Here is a 15124-nt window from a genome sequence, read left to right as displayed (position 1 = left end):
GATCGATTGAATGGTGCTTTAGCATACCTTTAGAAAGGTGTGAAAGGCGCTGGCAGGTGGATAGGTTTAAGCCCCCGCCTATCTCTCAGAAGAGCCCCAGATTCTTCGACCCGCCAGCTGAACCAATCTACCGGCGAAGTCTGAACGAGTGGTTTCCGTGGCGGTAGGCGGCAAGATCGCTTCGGGAAGAACATGCCAGCGCGCGGGGCTTGTTGGGTTAAGCGGGTGGGCTTTATGCCCGAACATTACGCGCGCTGGCGAAGCCAGTCTCAGCTCAAATCGTTGCTGGTTGGTAAACTTCCGCGGCCCATCGGCGGTGCTGGCGGGCAAACCTCGGATTGGGGAAGGCTTTTCGCTCCGAACGTGGGGCGTTCTAAGCGCCCGCCAGCACGGATAGCGTAATTCAATCACCCAAATGTGGAAATCCCCCTGCAGGCCGACGTTGGGAAGCGCTTGCCTGCAGGGAGCGGCGGTGACCTCGTAGAGGTCCGAGCTTGGTTATCAATGACTCTTGTCGTCGTGAAGCACTGCTGGCGTCGTCGCGGCGTAATGGCGCGGTGGGAACGAGCATCTACGGTCAGAGCTACGACATGGACCGAAGTTGCTCGGGTGCTGGCGGGGACTTGCGAGGGTAGGTCGTGCTGTCTCCGGTCAGGGGATGAGCGGATATCCCGCCAGCACAAGAATAAATAGGGCGATGCCCAACAAAGAAAAGCCTCTGCCAGCTCGAATGGGTGGAGGTCGTCGCCGGCAGAGGCGTAGTGACTACCTGCCAGCAGGCGTCAACCGGTCCGAGGTTTCGCCGACAGGTAGCCGACCCCGGGTAGGGTAACTCCAATCTATCACTGATATCCGAAGAGGGAAATCCAATGGACCGCACCGTGCCTGCAGGTGCGGCGCTGCTGCTTGCGTTCGTCTACGAGACGGAAACGAGCCGCACGCCGCCTGAATGCTATGAAGTGATCTACGGGCATCGCCAAGATCGCTTGCCGAAGCCGCTCACGCGCATGACCGTTGACGAAGTGATTGCCGCACAGCGCACCTGGTCGCGTCATCATGGTTCCTCGGCCGCCGGCGCGCCGCAGTTCATCCGCAAGACGCTGATGGGGCTCAAGGAGGAACTTGGCCTGCGCGGGTCTCAGGTGTTTGACAGCGACCTTCAGGACCGGCTCGCCTATCACCTTCTGATCCGGCGCGGTTATCACCAGTTCATCAATGGCGAGATCGGCCGCACCGAGTTCGGTCGCCGGCTTTCGGGTGAGTGGGCATCATTCCCTGTTCTGGCGGACACGCGCGGGGCGCACCGGCATATCCGGCGCGGGCAGAGCTATTTCGCTGGCGACAGTCTGAACAAGGCACTGGTCTTGCCTGAGAAGGTCGAGGCGGTGCTGGATCAGGTTCTCGCCGCCGCCCGGAATGAATTGCCCGTGGTCGAGAAGCCGGTGCTCGAAGACCCCGAATACCTCGACAAGCCGCTGACCAAATCCAAGACGGTCTGGCAGTGGGCTATCACCTCGATCATCGTCCCGGTGCTGGCCGTCTTCGATGACTGGCGGGTTCAGCTTGCCATCGTTCTGATCGTGGCGGGGTTCGCAGTCTATGCGATCAAGCGGCGGCGCGACATCGCGAAGGTGTATCGCTCGATGAAAGCCGAAATGGAGGGCAGGGCGTGACCTGGTTCGGTCCCATCTTCAAAGCCCTGCTCTCGCCGCTGGGGAAGGCTCTGGCTGCGGTTCTGGCTGTCTCCGCCATCGCTGGTGGGATTTACCTTTACGGGCACCAGCGCGGCGCTGCGTCGGTTCTGCAGCGGCTTCAATCCGACCGCATCACAATCCTGAAAGATGGAAGGAAGATCGATGAGGAAGCGCTTGGCGCTGACGACACTGGCCTGTGTGCCCTTCTTGGCGGCTGCGAGCTGCCAGACGGCGGCGATCACTGAGCCCTGCGACGTGCTGGTGCCGATCAACCCGGCGCCGGCCACAAACTCTTACCTGGTGGCGAATGACCGCGTGACCGCCGTCGCCATCGCGCAGCATCGTGGCCGGTATCAGAAATACCGCTGCGGGCAGTGATCACATCCAGTTGATGGGCAGGACGAATGTCAGAAGCGAGTGTTGAGCGGACCCTTGGTCAAATCCTTGGGGAGCTGAAGGGCATCGATGACCGCTTGATGCGCGCGGATGACAGCCGCGCCGTGGTACATCGCCGGTTGGATGAAGTCAGCAACCGACTGTCACACCTCGAAGGTGAGGCGGAGACGACAAAGGCCAAGGTCGATCAGATGCAATCTGTAACCGATGATGTCGTCAGGCTCAGGTCGCAGGCCCAGGGCGCGGGCACTGCGGGCCGTTGGTTGATCCGCCTAGGCATCGGCATTGTTGGGTTCGCCGGCTGGCTGGTCGGTGTCTACAGCTGGCTGACAGGGCGGCCGCCGCCATAGCGAATACAAACTTCGACTGCCGATGAGTTCAATTAGGTTTCTCGCTCTGGCCGTTCTGATCTCGTGTCGTTTTCTGAATTGCGTCAAGAATGCCTATCAATCGCACGTCGATCTGATCAATTCGTTTGTTCAGATAGTCGATTTCCGGTTGCGCTTTTCTGATCGCATCCTGAGCCGACCGTTCGGATATGGATTGCGTCTCAAGCCCAACGGAGAACATTGAGTTTCCGTACTGCAGAGCGGTGTAAAACAACGCGCCAATAGCTAGAACCGTGGTTATCGCAGTCACAATTACCGTAGATTTAATCGACGACACTGCGTCATGCGTCTGGCTCAAACTCTGATCTATGTGATCCATTCGCTCGGACATAACGCGTAGCTCACCCATTACCTGAGCAAACTTGGTGTCTGTTCGGGCTTCAGCAGCTTCAATTTTTGCGTCGGTCTCGCTCACGAACTCGCCTACCTTTCCTTTTTGGGCGGTGGTTCTGCTCCGCGTGCCTTGATTAGATGATAACTCTATTTTTTCTATCAAACCCCTGAAATGAGGCTCTTTCGGGGGACGAAGAACGGCGAAGTTAAAAATTCCGTTCCAATTGGTGAAGCGCGCCTCTTTATCGGGGTCCCGATTTGAGGCGAATTCGGGGACTCCCCCCTCCAATTGTGATGAATTTTCCACGATGCTCTGCAAGTCTGTCCCTTGTATCCAAGGGGATGGATAACCCGAGGCGCCCGGCATTTTTTATTCTGCTGCTTTTTCGGTCGTGTATTCAGTCGTAATTGTACCGAGCCGTTCCTCGTAGTTTTCAATGCCTCTCTGGAGCAGTTTAAGAAGGTCTTTTGCTGTTTGAGGGCTGAATTGGAGTACTACCTGCGGTTCGGCGGAGACGGTACCTTCCTGCTTTCCGTCAACAATTCTAATTCTAGGGTGGGGGCGGCTTGCAACGATGGTGCAATCATTCCCTGCCCAAATTATTTCTACTGTTGAGGCATAATATGCTGGCGCGTCTAAGCGCGTAAATTCATGGCCATTTTTGGATTCGTCAGCAGGCATGATGTCTTCTCCCCCGTATCTGCAGCCGAGACTGAGTGTATCTTCTAGCTTTGCAAAGTTTGGGTTACAAGGTCTGATACTTCAGTGAAACCTGTTATGCTTCTTTGGTTAACTGCCGCAGCAGCGCGGTTCGAGAAATTTCATTGCGGCGCGGCGGGACGATCATTCCGGCACGCCCGGCGGGTCGACGATCATAAGCTTGTCGTCGGGCAGGGGACGTTGAAGCTTCTTCGCTTCCTCCCACGGCTCGCTGAGCCACGCGGTCATTTCGTCCTCATTGGTGAGGATGGCCGGCATCGCCTTCTTGTGAACGGGCTCGACAACGCTGTTGGGCTCGGTGGTCAGGAAGCCATAGACCTCATGGTCTTCTGGCTCCTCGCGCGCCATGCGCTTGCCGTGCCATTGCGTCCATAGGCCGGCGAAGACGAACAGGGGCCGATCCTCATTCAGCGCGAACCATGTGTTCGGCGTGCGCTTGTCGCCTTCCTTCCTGCTGGCAGGGTCGGGCTCTGCAAAACTCGTGACCGGCACAAGGCAGCGGCTTTCCGGTGAAAGCCATTTGCGCCAGTGGGCGGATGAGGTGTTGCGGATGTTGGTGACGCCGCTGTCGTGCTTTCCCTTGATGAACATTGGCGGCGTCGGCATGCCCCACCGGGCGCGCACCATCTCCCGCTCGCCATCCTCTCCCACGCGAATGATCGGCGCATAGCGGTTCGGATAGACCTGCAGAGATGGCTCGTTGAAAGCGTATTCCCGCGTCGTCTTGATGAAGTCGCGGATCGCCTGGCGCGTCGTCGTCATATTGTAGAGATTGCACATTGGTCGGGATCACCTCGGCCATTGATTTATGACCATGATGGTATTGCCGCGGGCGTTTTGGCAACTCCTGCAGCGCAGGCGCTGCTCCAGATCGATCGCTGTTACGTCCCGACCGTAGCGCCGCTCGAGCGCGCGGCGATCCAGCTCGGATATCGATTTGCAATGCCGGCAGATCGCGCCCAGCACATAGTAGGGCTGAATGTCCTTCAGCCGGATTTGGCCGTCGCGTGTGAAGAAAACGACCTCGGACAGGTGGAGTGGTTTGAACTGGCGCATCTGGCGGCTCCGCAAAACATGTGCCGCACCGTTGTTTCCTTCATCAGCGCGCCGCCCCAGCGCGCACAAATCCCCAACTGACAGATCGCTCCAGCGCTTCCACGCGCCCGGCGAGGTAATCCCGCTCGCCCAAGAGCGCGATGACTGCCTCGCGAGGATCGCCGCCGCAGGCCTCTATGATCGCCTCGGCCGCTGGCTCATAGGGATCGGGTTCCGTCTGTGGTTTCACTGCACGGTCCATGCACCATCTCCCAGAACGTTATTCTTTCTCACCTCGGCGGCGTGTTTCTCATCTGGACCGATGCACCAGGTGGAGGGCAGATCGGCCTTGCCGGTGGCAAAGCGCTCAAGGATTTCCTGCTTGGCTGCCTCGTCGTCCGGCAGAAGCGAGGAGAGGCCATCAGGCTTTCCAAACCAGCGCCACGGCTCCACGCAGATCTGCATGACGCCATCGATGCGCTCAAAGCGATAGGTGCAGCCGGAGCGCTCGATAAGGCGCTCCACGGCTTGCTCTATGGACAGGCCCGATTCGTCCTCGAGCCCGTCGTCATCTTCCAAGTTGAAGACGGTGTAGGTGGTCATTCTTTTCTCCATCAGAAGCGCAGATCGTAATCCAATCGCCCTTGACGAGTCTAGAGTTTGTTCCACATTTGTTCACGTTGCGCATGCGGCGACGTGACGGGTGAAATTGAGAAGGAGCAGACGATGTCACGTCGCAAAGGAGAGCCAACCGGGGCTCAGGTTGATCGCGCGCATCCGCACCAGGTGGCGCTGCCGGAGGATCGGGTAATGGGAGCCAACTACGATGTCGTTCACGGCTTCTGCAAAGGCCTGTCAATCCATCGCCGGACGCAATCCGTCTATGCGCAGTGGGCCGAGCCGAGAGGCGGCTACTTCATCATCTTCTGCTTTGCCGAGAAGGAGGACGCGGAGCGCTTCGCATCCGCGTTTGACGGCATTCCATTCGATCCGAAGCGCGACAGGGGGAAGGGGGATCGGAAGCGGTTTTGGGACAGAGTGCCTGCCGAGTCGCCTCATTCACGCGGATGAAGGGCAGGCAGGCGGCGTTTAGGTGCAAAAAAGAGCCCCGCCGACGTTCTCGGCCGGCGGGGCTTTTTCTATTTGCTCGAAGATGTCGCTTAACTCCCCTTAGTCCAAATAAGTGGCCTCAGTGCGCGCATCCATGTAGATCTCGGAAACAATGAGCCAACGACCGCTCGCTTGACGATGCAGGACTTTGAGCGAATGATTGTGGCGGGTCGGAAGAGCTTCTCCGTCCACGGTTTGTTGTCCCTCAACTTTGACCTGCGTCTTGGCGACGACCACATCACTGCCGATGGAACGGATATTGATATCCGGTTGGCCCAGCATCTTCCCGGCCGAAAAATTTGGATCAGCAAACAAGCCGGTAAGATAGTCGATTATGCGATCACGCCCGGAAAGAGCGGTGCCAAAAGCGTTGGTCCAATCTGCGTCCTCGACATAAACCTCACGTAAGATGCTTGCATCGCGCTCCTGAAACGCTGCCAGCAAAGTCCGCAAGGTTGTTTCGATTGCGGTAGCATCGGGGTTGCTTCGAAGGTCACTCACTTGTCTTTCTCCTCGGTCCTTCAGTCGAAGCTTATCTGTGGCGTATTTTCCCGCGAATGGGGCGGCCAGACACGCCGTCTCGAAGCTCAGCGAGCGCGTTTTCTACTCGCACCATGCTGACCTGTACCCTGGCTTCCAGCGAACGGCATAGCCATCCGCCATGAGGATTTCCCCCGCAGTCTTCCCGTTTGGCATCCGCACCCACACAAGTGGGCGCTTCCACCGGTCACGCTCGCCGCTGTCCTCGATCTTCACGTCCTCTCGCAGAAGCTCGGCAAGCCGTAGTTTGGCCTGCTTGCCCAGCAGCTTCTCCTGCGGGCATTTCGCGTTGCGGATCTCTGGAGTGTCGATCCCGGACTTGAACGGCGCGCCCGGTCCCATGATGCGCATGTTCTGCCCGTTGCACTTAATGGTGTCTCCATCGACGGCAGACAGGGACAGGCAGGAAATGAGGGTGGCGGCGAAAGCGATCATTCAGAGCTCCAAAACACACCGCATGTGAGCAAGTCGGGGCTCCCTCTTCAATGGGGCGAGAGCGTAATTTGGCTCAGCCCTCCACGTCGCCTGTATGCCTGCAAAGCACTACTAGATGGCGCGTTTCAGTTTACACTTGACGGCGGAACCCCTTAGTTTTGATGGGGGCTAGGTGGTGGCTGATGTAAACTGCTCCACAGTAAGGCGTTGAAGTCACGAGGAAAATCGCTTCGCCGCCAAGTCTGGGGGTCAAGGGGTCGTGGGTTCGAATCCCGCCGCTCCGACCATTTTTCCTTCGCATTTTTGGCTTCGCTACCAGCCAGTCTGCCAGGACGCATCGCGCGTTTCTTCTCTTTCCAAAAAAATGACCAGAGCCATTCCTGAGGCGAATCCCCCATCGGGCTCACGCGTACACGCTTTCGCGGCCAATTCCGCATGCAAGGCGTTTCTCACAAGGGCCGAATGACCGTGGCAGTAATTCATTAACCATAACTGTTTACTAGTTGCTCGTTGCCGTCATTCAGTTTCGAGGTGTCGATGTCGATCTCCCGCCGCAGTTTTCTTATGGGGCTTCCGCTTTTTGTCGCGGGCTGCTCCACCACAACGATCCGATCCGACGCCTTGAACTACGCGTCCATTCGCGATGAGCAGTTTCCCGTTGCTGCACTTCCCTTGTCCAAATTCGATCCCGAGCTGCGCCGCAGGGAAGTGGCTTTCGATGGTGATTACCCGGCTGGCACAATCGTTGTGAACACACCGGAGCGCCGCCTCTATTACGTCCTCGGCAATGGCCGCGCGATGCGCTACGGCGTTGGCGTGGGCAAGCAGGGGCTTGCCCTTCGTGGCAACGCCACCGTTGGCCGCAAGGCGGAGTGGCCGAGCTGGACGCCGACCGCCAACATGATGCGCAACACGCCGCGCTACCGGAAATATGCCGGCGGCGTTCCAGGCGGACCGAACAATCCCCTGGGCGCGCGCGCGATCTATCTCTATCGTGGCGGCCGCGACACGATGTTCCGCATCCATGGCACCAACCAGCCGTCGACCATTGGCGGCGCGGTCTCCAGCGGCTGCATCCGCATGACCAATCATGACGTGATCGATCTTTACGAGCGCGTGACGCCCGGCGCAAAAGTCGTGGTCATTCAGGCCTAGAGGATTTTTGGGCGCGTTCGCTTCAGCGCGCCCGTCCTGCCTCAACTCAGGCAGTTGACGATCGGTCCCAACCGACGCACCCTCCCGTAAGGTCGGGTGGGCATGATGAGCGAAACGCAGTCATCTCGGGTGGAAGTACTCAAAGCCGTCGGTATCACCAAGGTGTATCGCAGCGGCACGGTCGCTGTTGACGCGCTCAAGGGCGTTGATCTTGCCCTTTACGAGCGGGAAATCGTTGCTCTTCTGGGCGCTTCGGGATCCGGCAAGTCGACCCTTCTCAATATTCTTGGTGGTCTGGACCTGCCCACTGACGGGCGGTTGTTCTATCGCGGCCGCGAATTGTCGGCCCTGTCCGATGCCGGGCTGACGGAATTTCGCCGCCGGCATGTGGGTTTCGTCTTCCAGTTCTACAATCTGGTGCCAAGCCTCACGGCCCGCGAGAATGTCGCGCTCGTCACCGAGATTGCGGAAGACGCGATGACGCCCGAGGAAGCGCTCGACCGGGTGGGGCTTGCCTCGCGGATGGATCATTTTCCAGCCGAGCTTTCCGGTGGCGAGCAGCAGCGCGTCGCAATCGCCAGGGCCATCGCCAAGCGTCCGGACATTCTTCTGTGCGACGAACCGACCGGCGCGCTCGACAGCAAAACCGGCGTCACCGTTCTTGAGGCGATTGTCGAGGTCAACCGCACGCTCGGCACGACAACGGCCCTGATCACCCACAATGTCGCCATTCGCCGGATCGCTGACCGCGTGATCTACATGGCGGATGGAGAGATCGCCCGGGCGGAGGAAAACGCCGACCGCCTCGCGCCGGCCGAGGTGAGCTGGTGATGCGCGCGCTCGACCTGAAACTCGTTCGCGATCTGCGGCACATCTGGATCCAGTCGCTCGCCATCGCGCTCGTGCTTGCCTGCGGCGTCATGGTGCTGATCCTGTCGAGCGGAACGCAGCGTTCGCTGTCGGAAACGCGCGAAGCCTACTACGAACGCAACCGCTTCGCCGATGTGTTTGCCAGCCTTACCCGCGCCCCGCGCAGCCTGCTTGACGATATTGCCCGGATCGATGGCGTGGCCCGCGTGGAGGGGCGCGTGGTGTTTACCGCCATGGTCAATCTGGAGGGCATGACGGAGCCGGCCTCCGCGCGTGTCATTTCCCTGCCACAGACGGGCCGCGCCATCCTCAATGTTCCCGAAGTGCGGCAGGGCCGGTTGCCCGAACCGGGACACGCCGGCGAAGTGGCCATTTCCGAGCCTTTCGCACAGGCCAACGGGCTGGAGCCGGGCGATCGCTTTCGCGCCGTGCTCAACGGGCGTCTCAAGGAGCTTGTCGTAACCGGCCTCGTCCTGTCACCGGAATATATCTACACGATCGGGGCAGGGGCGATGATGCCCGACGACCGGCACTTTGGTCTGATCTGGATGGGGGAAAGCGCGGCTGCCGCCGCCACCGATCTCGAAGGCGCATTCAACGATCTGTCGCTCACCCTGTCGCGCGGGGCCGATGAAAGACCGGTCATCGCCGCCATTGACCGCATTCTCGCTCCCTATGGCGGCACCGGCGCGTTCGGACGCGACCGACAGGCGTCCAATGTCTTCATCGATGGAGAACTGAAACAGCTCGGGGCCATGGCCACGGTGCTGCCGCCGATCTTCCTGATTGTCTCGGCCTTTCTGGTCAACATGGTGCTTGGCCGCCTCGTCGCGCTCGACCGGGCCCAGATTGGCCTCTTCAAGGCGGTCGGATATTCGACCCGCGCCATCGCGGTGCATTATCTGAAAATGACCATCGGCATCGGCATTGCCGGCGTCGCCATCGGCTGGCTGTCCGGCTGGTGGCTGGGACATGAGCTGACGAAGATCTATGCCGACTTCTTCCGGTTTCCCTGGCTCATCTATCGGCCCGGTGCAGGCTCGCTCGTGATCTCCGGCGTTCTGGGCATTGGCTGTGTCGTTCTGGGCGCGCTCAGGGCGGTCCTGTCCACCGTGCGGCTTGCGCCCACCGTGGCGATGCAGCCGCCCGCGCCACCGGTGTTCCAGCGCGGCTGGCTCGATGGCGTCAGCCTGGCGCTTCGGCTTCGCCAGACCACGATGATGATCCTGCGCTCCATCGTGCGCTGGCCGGGCAGGGCGGCGGTCACGCTGTTCGGCGTCAGTGGTTCCGTTGCCGTTCTGGTCGCCTCCTTTTTCACCTTCGACGCCATCGACATCATCATGTTGGAGATCTTCGAACATGCGAACCGGCAGGACGCCACGCTGACCCTGACAAGCGCGGTGAACGCCCGCGCCGAGCAGGATGCGCTGGCGCTGCCGGGCGTGATCTCCGCCGAAGGCATTTTCGCCGTGCCTGTCCGTCTCATCAACGGAACCCGCTCCCGGCTGGTCAGTCTTCAGGGGCGGCCGCCTGAGGCGCGGCTGGCCGTGCTTCTGGACGAAAAAGGCGAAACCGTCGCCATGCCGAGCTCCGGCATCGTGCTGGCGGAGGGACTGGCCGACTGGCTCGATGTGGGCGCGGGCGATCCGCTCAGGGTCGAAGTGCTGAGCCCGCCGCGCGAGACGTGGGACATCCCGGTGTCGGCGGTGATTCGCCAAAGCCTCGGGCAGGACGCCTTTATCGACCGCGACGCCTTCTTCCGGCTCGCCAGACAGGCCCCGCAGGTCAATATGATCCATCTGGCCATCGACCGGAATGCCCTGACCGAGCTGGAGGCCAGGGTGCAGGAAACGCCGGCCATTGCCGGGTTCACCCTGTGGACGAATGTGCAGAAGGAGTTCGAGACCACGCTCAATGAGAGCCTCGTCACGATGACAATCATCTTCGCGGCCCTGGGCATGCTGATCACCATCGGCGTCGTCTATAATGCGGCGCGTATCCAGCTTGCCGAACGGGCGCATGAGCTTGCCTCGCTCAGGGTTCTGGGTTTCAGGCGCGGCGAGGTCGGCTATGTTCTGGTGGCGGAACAGATGCTCCTGACGCTCATCGCCATCCCCGCGGGCTGGCTGGGTGGCTACGCATTGTGCGCCCTGATGGCGCAAGGCTTCTCGACCGAGGTGGTGAGCATCCCGCTTGTCGTCACGCAGCGCACCTTTGCGGCTGCCGCCCTGATTGTCATTTTCACGGCCCTGACCTCCGCGCTTCTGGTGCGGCGGCGGCTTGATCGTATCGATATCGTTAGCGCGTTGAAGCAGAAAGAATGACCCACACAAGGCATCTCCGCATGGCGACCGCCGCCCTTGTCGGCATCGCCCTCATCGCCGCCCTGGTCTGGGCGCTCCTGCCGGCGCCCGTGCTGGTGGACCTCGTCGCCGCCCGTCGCGCGCCGATGCAGGTCATCGTTTCGGCCGAGGGCATCGCCCGAATACGCGAAACATGGACGGTGACCGCGCCGGTGACCGGCAATGTCATGCGCTCACCGGTTCAGGTCGGTGACGAGGTTGTCGCCCGTGAGACCGTCGTCGCGCTGATCGAGCCCGCCGAACCGGCGTTTCTCGATGCGCGTGCGCGCCGCCTGGCGGAGGCCGCCGTCGCCGAGGCGCAGGCGGCCATCCATGTGGCCGAGGCCAATCTCGTACGTGCGGAAACCGAACTGTCCCATCTGGAGGCAGAGGTGGAGCGTTACAGGAAGCTCTCCGAGCGTGGAACGCTGCCCGCAACCACGCTTCTCGACGCGCAGCAGGCCGTGGCCTCTGCAAAGGCCCTCCGCGATGCGGCGCAGGCCGATCTGGAACTGAAGCGCGCGACGCAGCAGCGCATGGAGGCGCAGCTCTCAGGGCCGGAGGTTCCGATTGTCGATGCGCCGCCAGCCCAGTGCTGCACCGAGCTCAAAGCGCCACGCTCGGGCGTCGTGCTCAATGTGGCGGATCTGAATGCGCGTCTGGTGCAGGCGGGCAGCCCCCTGGTGACGGTGGGAGATCCGGCAGATCTGGAAATCAGGGTCGACCTCCTCTCCAGCGATGCCGTTGGCGTCGTGCGCGGCACAAGCGCCTTCATCGACCGCTGGGGTGGCGAGGGCGTTCTTGAAGCGGAAGTGCGGCAGGTAGAGCCCTCCGCCTTCACCCGTGTTTCCGCGCTCGGCATCGAGGAACAGCGTGTTCCGCTGGTGCTCGATGTGCTGACGCCGCTTGAGGAGCGCAAAGGGCTGGGCGACCAGTATCGCGTCTTCGTCAACCTCGTCACATGGGAGGAAGAGGACGTGCTGCAGGTGCCGCAGAGCGCACTCTTCCGCAGTGCCGGCGAATGGGCGCTGTTCGTCGAAGAGGAGGGCCGTGCAGCGCTCCGGCAGGTGGATGTGGGCAGGATGACCGGCGAATGGGCGCAGATCCTTTCAGGCCTCAGCGCCGGAGAGCGCGTCGTCGCCTATCCCGGATCGGCCATCGAGACCGGAACGCGCCTTGAGCCGCGCAATCCGGATGAGGGTCAGGGGCAGGACATGGAAGGGGCGTAGCGGGCAAAGCCGAAGCGCTGCGCCATGTGCCTCTGCTCCAGCGCGATCATGCCCCACAGGAGCCCGAGAAGCAGATAGAAGTGCCGCCAGTGATCCGTGTCGATCACCGTGCCGAGCGCCACATGGCCGACGAACACGATATAGACGCAGATCAGGTAGGGCTGCCATGGGCGGCGGCGGAAGAGAATGCGAAAGCCCGCCGCCAGCGTCCACAGGATCAGCGTCAGATAGGCTGCGAAGCCGAGCCACGAATAATCGAGCAGCGCTTTCAGCCAGATATTGTGCGTGTCTTCGCCGAGAATCTGCCCGAACTGCAACGGCCCGATGCCGAGCGGGTGCTCGGTCGCCCAGCCAAAGCCGATGCCGAAACGCGCAAACCGGCCAAGACGCGCGCCGTCATAATCCTGCACAAGCTGCGCGCGCTGGAAGAAAAGCTCCGAAACGGCCGGTATCTGGAGTGCGAGCAACAGCACCAGCGCGATGCCCACAAGCGCCAGAAACGCGGTGACCGCGATGCGCAGCCGCGCGGCGGCCGTGTCGGCATTGAGGAACACCGTCAGCACCAGAAGCCCGCAGGTCATGATGAGCAGGCCCCACGCGCCGCGCGAGAAGGAGAAGAAAATGCCGCCGGCGACGATCAGAAACAGCGGAACGCACAGAAACGCCGTAACCGGGCGTGCGGTCAGCACCAGATAGAGCAGATAGACCGCTGGCAGGGTCAGAAACGGGCCAAACACGTTCGGGTCTTCGAAGACACCGGCGGCGCGTTCGAACTTGGTGAACATCTCCGCGCCCGGAAAGGCGTGGAAATAGCCCAGAATGCCGAACAGGGCGGTGGCGGAGGCCGCCGCCACCCAGGCGCGGAACACGACGGCGAGCAGGTCCGGATCGTCCTCCACGACGGCTGCGAAGAACACCGATGTCAGCGCGAGGAAGAGCGAGACCGCGATATAGAGCGGGATCGTTCCAAGGCTCGCCAGCTGCGACATGGAGATGAGGCCGCCAATGTTGAAGGCGATCAGAAGCGCCAGAAGCGGTGCGATGCGGCGTGAAATCTTCAGGCCCGCCAGCGCCCAGATGGCGATGAGCCCCACCATGTAGAGCTCATAGGGCGCAGGCTCGCGGATGACGAAGCCGGACAGAAAAACGCCAAAGCCGATGGCAGCCAGTTTCAGAAGCGAAACCAGTTTTGCGTCGACCGCCGCACGGGGCAGAACCGGCGGCGCGCTATCATAGGCGAGCAGGCTCAATATGCGTTTTCCGTGTCGAGAAGCCGGATCGGCGTCAAAAGCAGGATCTTGAGGTCGAACCAGAGCGACCAGTTTTCGATGTAATAGAGGTCGTATTCGGTGCGCTTGCGGATCTTTTCATCCGTGTCGATTTCGCCGCGCCAGCCATTGATCTGCGCCCAGCCGGTCACGCCCGGTTTCACCTTGTGACGGGCAAAGTAGCCGTCCACCACCTCTTCATAGAGGCGGTTGTGGGCCTGTGCAGCCACGGCATGCGGGCGCGGTCCGACCAGCGAAAGCGAACCAAAAAGCGCGTTGAAGAACTGCGGCAACTCGTCGATGGAGGCCTTGCGGATGAAGCGACCGACGCGGGTGACGCGCGGGTCGTTTTTCGTCACCGCGGCCTTCGCCGTCGGGTCGCACTTGTCCACATACATGGAGCGGAATTTCAGAACCTCGATGGCCTCATTGTTGAAGCCGTGCCGTTTCTGTCTGAACAGAACCGGGCCCTTGCTGTCGAGCTTGATGGCGATGGCGGTGGCCACCATGATCGGTGAGAAAAGCACAATGCCGATCAGGCTGAAGACGATATCAAAACCGCGTTTGGCGACCGAGTCCCAGTCATTGATCGGGCGGTCGAAGATATCGAGCATCGGCACCGAGCCGATATAGGAATAGGCGCGCGGACGAAAACGCAGATGGTTGGCATGGGCCGAGAGGCGAATGTCGACCGGCAGGACCCAGAGCTTCGACAGAAGCGAGAGAACGCGCTTCTCCGCCGAGATCGGCAGGGCGACGATCAGCATGTCGATGCGCGCGATGCGGGTGAACTCCACCAGTTCCGTGATGGTGCCGAGTTTTGGATAACCGGCGACCACGGGCGGTGAGCGCAGGTCGTCGCGGTCGTCGAACAGGCCACAGATGCGGATGTCGTTATAGGGCTGCTGCTCGATGGAGCGGATCAGGTCTTCGGCATTGGCGCCGCCGCCGACGATCACCGCACGGCGCTCGATGGTGCCGTTGCGCGCCCAGCGGCGCAGGAGCTGCGAGGCGGTGATGCGCAGCATGAGCAGCGCACCGAAGCCGCACACGAACCATGCGCCGAGCCAGAAGCGCGAGAAACTGTCAGAAATTTTCAGGAAGAAGCCGGTCAACGCCAGTGCGGCGAATGTGGCCATCCAGGCAACGAATATGCGCCCCATGGAGCCCGACGGATTGCGCAGCGCGCGCATGTCGTAGCAGCCGGTGAACTGGTAGATGACGATGGCCAGAACCGAGCCGCCGCCGACAACGGTCATGTAGTGCCAGAAAAGCGGTGCGGAAAAACCGACATAGGCGAAGTAGAGCGCGATGCCGGTGAGGAGGAGCATGGACAGCTCAACCAGCCGCATGACACCGAGCACCATGACAGGGGACATGGTTTCGCGCTTGTATTGCTGCGCGACCTGCCAGGCGATCGGATTGAGCTTGGTCTGCTCGCTACCGGCCTTCAGGATTCCCGTCTGTCTCGCCTTCGATGCATAGATCCGCTTCGGGTCTACCTGGTTCATGAACGGAATACGCCCCCTGCTTTTTATGCGCGCAGCATATTTTGCGGGGCGTAAGATTCCCTTTCATGAAAGTACTGGCTGGGAATATTTTCCGGT

General features: G+C 60.9%; 18 protein-coding genes. 8 read left to right on the top strand and 10 right to left on the bottom strand.

Annotated features, from left to right (window positions below; translation table 11 throughout):
• The first annotated feature begins 869 nt into the window (after window positions 1-869).
• The 3 genes from ACRTG1_RS16675 to ACRTG1_RS16665 all read left to right on the top strand — a co-directional run bounded on the left by ACRTG1_RS16675 (window position 870) and on the right by ACRTG1_RS16665 (window position 2440).
• Window positions 870-1673 carry a hypothetical protein gene (locus ACRTG1_RS16675; protein WP_432516635.1) on the top strand — a complete coding sequence of 268 codons (804 nt, stop codon included), beginning with the start codon at window positions 870-872 and terminating at the stop codon, window positions 1671-1673.
• Window positions 1670-1939 carry a hypothetical protein gene (locus ACRTG1_RS16670; protein ID WP_432516633.1) on the top strand — a complete coding sequence of 90 codons (270 nt, stop codon included), beginning with the start codon at window positions 1670-1672 and terminating at the stop codon, window positions 1937-1939. Before ACRTG1_RS16675 ends, ACRTG1_RS16670 begins: the two co-directional genes overlap by 4 nt.
• A 159-nt stretch (window positions 1940-2098) precedes the next feature.
• A complete protein-coding gene (locus ACRTG1_RS16665) occupies window positions 2099-2440 on the top strand; it encodes a DUF1515 family protein (RefSeq protein WP_432516632.1) in 342 nt (113 codons plus the stop codon).
• Window positions 2441-2468: 28 nt separating this feature from the next.
• Here the strand turns inward: ACRTG1_RS16665 and ACRTG1_RS16660 are convergent, their stop codons facing one another.
• The 6 genes from ACRTG1_RS16660 to ACRTG1_RS16635 form a co-directional block, all read right to left on the bottom strand.
• Complete coding sequence (locus ACRTG1_RS16660) at window positions 2469-3179, bottom strand: hypothetical protein (RefSeq protein WP_432516631.1); 711 nt, start codon at window positions 3177-3179, stop codon at window positions 2469-2471.
• Between the two features lie 3 nt (window positions 3180-3182).
• Window positions 3183-3494, bottom strand: coding sequence for a hypothetical protein (locus ACRTG1_RS16655; protein WP_432516630.1), 312 nt, complete (start codon window positions 3492-3494; stop codon window positions 3183-3185).
• 162 nt (window positions 3495-3656) lie between these two features.
• Window positions 3657-4313, bottom strand: a complete 657-nt coding sequence (locus ACRTG1_RS16650; RefSeq protein WP_432516629.1) for an SOS response-associated peptidase — start codon at window positions 4311-4313, stop codon at window positions 3657-3659.
• Between the two features lie 9 nt (window positions 4314-4322).
• Window positions 4323-4589, bottom strand: a complete 267-nt coding sequence (locus ACRTG1_RS16645; protein ID WP_432516627.1) for a hypothetical protein — start codon at window positions 4587-4589, stop codon at window positions 4323-4325.
• A gap of 43 nt (window positions 4590-4632) precedes the next feature.
• A complete protein-coding gene (locus ACRTG1_RS16640; RefSeq protein ID WP_432516626.1) occupies window positions 4633-4830 on the bottom strand; it encodes a hypothetical protein in 198 nt (65 codons plus the stop codon).
• Window positions 4815-5171 (bottom strand): hypothetical protein, encoded by a 357-nt coding sequence (locus tag ACRTG1_RS16635; RefSeq protein ID WP_432516624.1) that lies wholly within the window; start codon window positions 5169-5171, stop codon window positions 4815-4817. Before ACRTG1_RS16635 ends, ACRTG1_RS16640 begins: the two co-directional genes overlap by 16 nt.
• A 123-nt stretch (window positions 5172-5294) precedes the next feature.
• Between ACRTG1_RS16635 and ACRTG1_RS16630 the strand changes: the two genes are divergently transcribed.
• Window positions 5295-5639 carry a hypothetical protein gene (locus ACRTG1_RS16630; protein ID WP_432516623.1) on the top strand — a complete coding sequence of 115 codons (345 nt, stop codon included), beginning with the start codon at window positions 5295-5297 and terminating at the stop codon, window positions 5637-5639.
• A gap of 99 nt (window positions 5640-5738) precedes the next feature.
• On the opposite strand, the gene ACRTG1_RS16625 is transcribed toward ACRTG1_RS16630, so the two are convergent.
• Together ACRTG1_RS16625 and ACRTG1_RS16620 are read right to left on the bottom strand one after the other, a co-directional pair.
• A complete protein-coding gene (locus ACRTG1_RS16625) occupies window positions 5739-6179 on the bottom strand; it encodes a YybH family protein (protein WP_432516621.1) in 441 nt (146 codons plus the stop codon).
• A gap of 102 nt (window positions 6180-6281) precedes the next feature.
• The gene (locus ACRTG1_RS16620) at window positions 6282-6653 is read right to left on the bottom strand and encodes a thermonuclease family protein (RefSeq protein ID WP_206549061.1); all 372 of its coding nucleotides are present in this window, start codon (window positions 6651-6653) and stop codon (window positions 6282-6284) included.
• A 537-nt stretch (window positions 6654-7190) separates the two neighbouring features.
• Here ACRTG1_RS16620 and ACRTG1_RS16615 point away from each other — a divergent pair.
• From ACRTG1_RS16615 to ACRTG1_RS16600, 4 genes are all read left to right on the top strand, one after another.
• A complete protein-coding gene (locus ACRTG1_RS16615; protein WP_113154917.1) occupies window positions 7191-7808 on the top strand; it encodes a L,D-transpeptidase in 618 nt (205 codons plus the stop codon).
• 105 nt (window positions 7809-7913) lie between these two features.
• A complete protein-coding gene (locus tag ACRTG1_RS16610) occupies window positions 7914-8639 on the top strand; it encodes an ABC transporter ATP-binding protein (protein ID WP_113156254.1) in 726 nt (241 codons plus the stop codon).
• On the top strand, window positions 8639-11002 hold the full coding sequence (locus tag ACRTG1_RS16605; RefSeq protein WP_432516619.1) for an ABC transporter permease: 2364 nt from the start codon (window positions 8639-8641) through the stop codon (window positions 11000-11002). Before ACRTG1_RS16610 ends, ACRTG1_RS16605 begins: the two co-directional genes overlap by 1 nt.
• A complete protein-coding gene (locus ACRTG1_RS16600; protein WP_432516617.1) occupies window positions 10999-12249 on the top strand; it encodes an efflux RND transporter periplasmic adaptor subunit in 1251 nt (416 codons plus the stop codon). Before ACRTG1_RS16605 ends, ACRTG1_RS16600 begins: the two co-directional genes overlap by 4 nt.
• On the opposite strand, the gene ACRTG1_RS16595 is transcribed toward ACRTG1_RS16600, so the two are convergent.
• Window positions 12222-13499 carry an O-antigen ligase family protein gene (locus ACRTG1_RS16595; protein ID WP_432516616.1) on the bottom strand — a complete coding sequence of 426 codons (1278 nt, stop codon included), beginning with the start codon at window positions 13497-13499 and terminating at the stop codon, window positions 12222-12224. The two genes, ACRTG1_RS16600 and ACRTG1_RS16595, sit on opposite strands and share 28 nt — an antisense overlap.
• Window positions 13496-15028, bottom strand: coding sequence for an undecaprenyl-phosphate glucose phosphotransferase (locus ACRTG1_RS16590; protein ID WP_432516614.1), 1533 nt, complete (start codon window positions 15026-15028; stop codon window positions 13496-13498). The genes ACRTG1_RS16595 and ACRTG1_RS16590 overlap by 4 nt, the downstream gene beginning before the upstream one ends.
• Window positions 15029-15124: the final 96 nt, after the last annotated feature.

It is taken from the genome of Nitratireductor sp. PBL-C9, from assembly GCF_050877045.1.
In the GTDB taxonomy this organism is placed as follows: Bacteria; Pseudomonadota; Alphaproteobacteria; order Rhizobiales; family Rhizobiaceae; genus Nitratireductor; species Nitratireductor aquimarinus.
The sequence above is the reverse complement of the archived record's forward strand: the minus strand, read 5'-3'. Positions and strand labels throughout refer to the sequence as shown.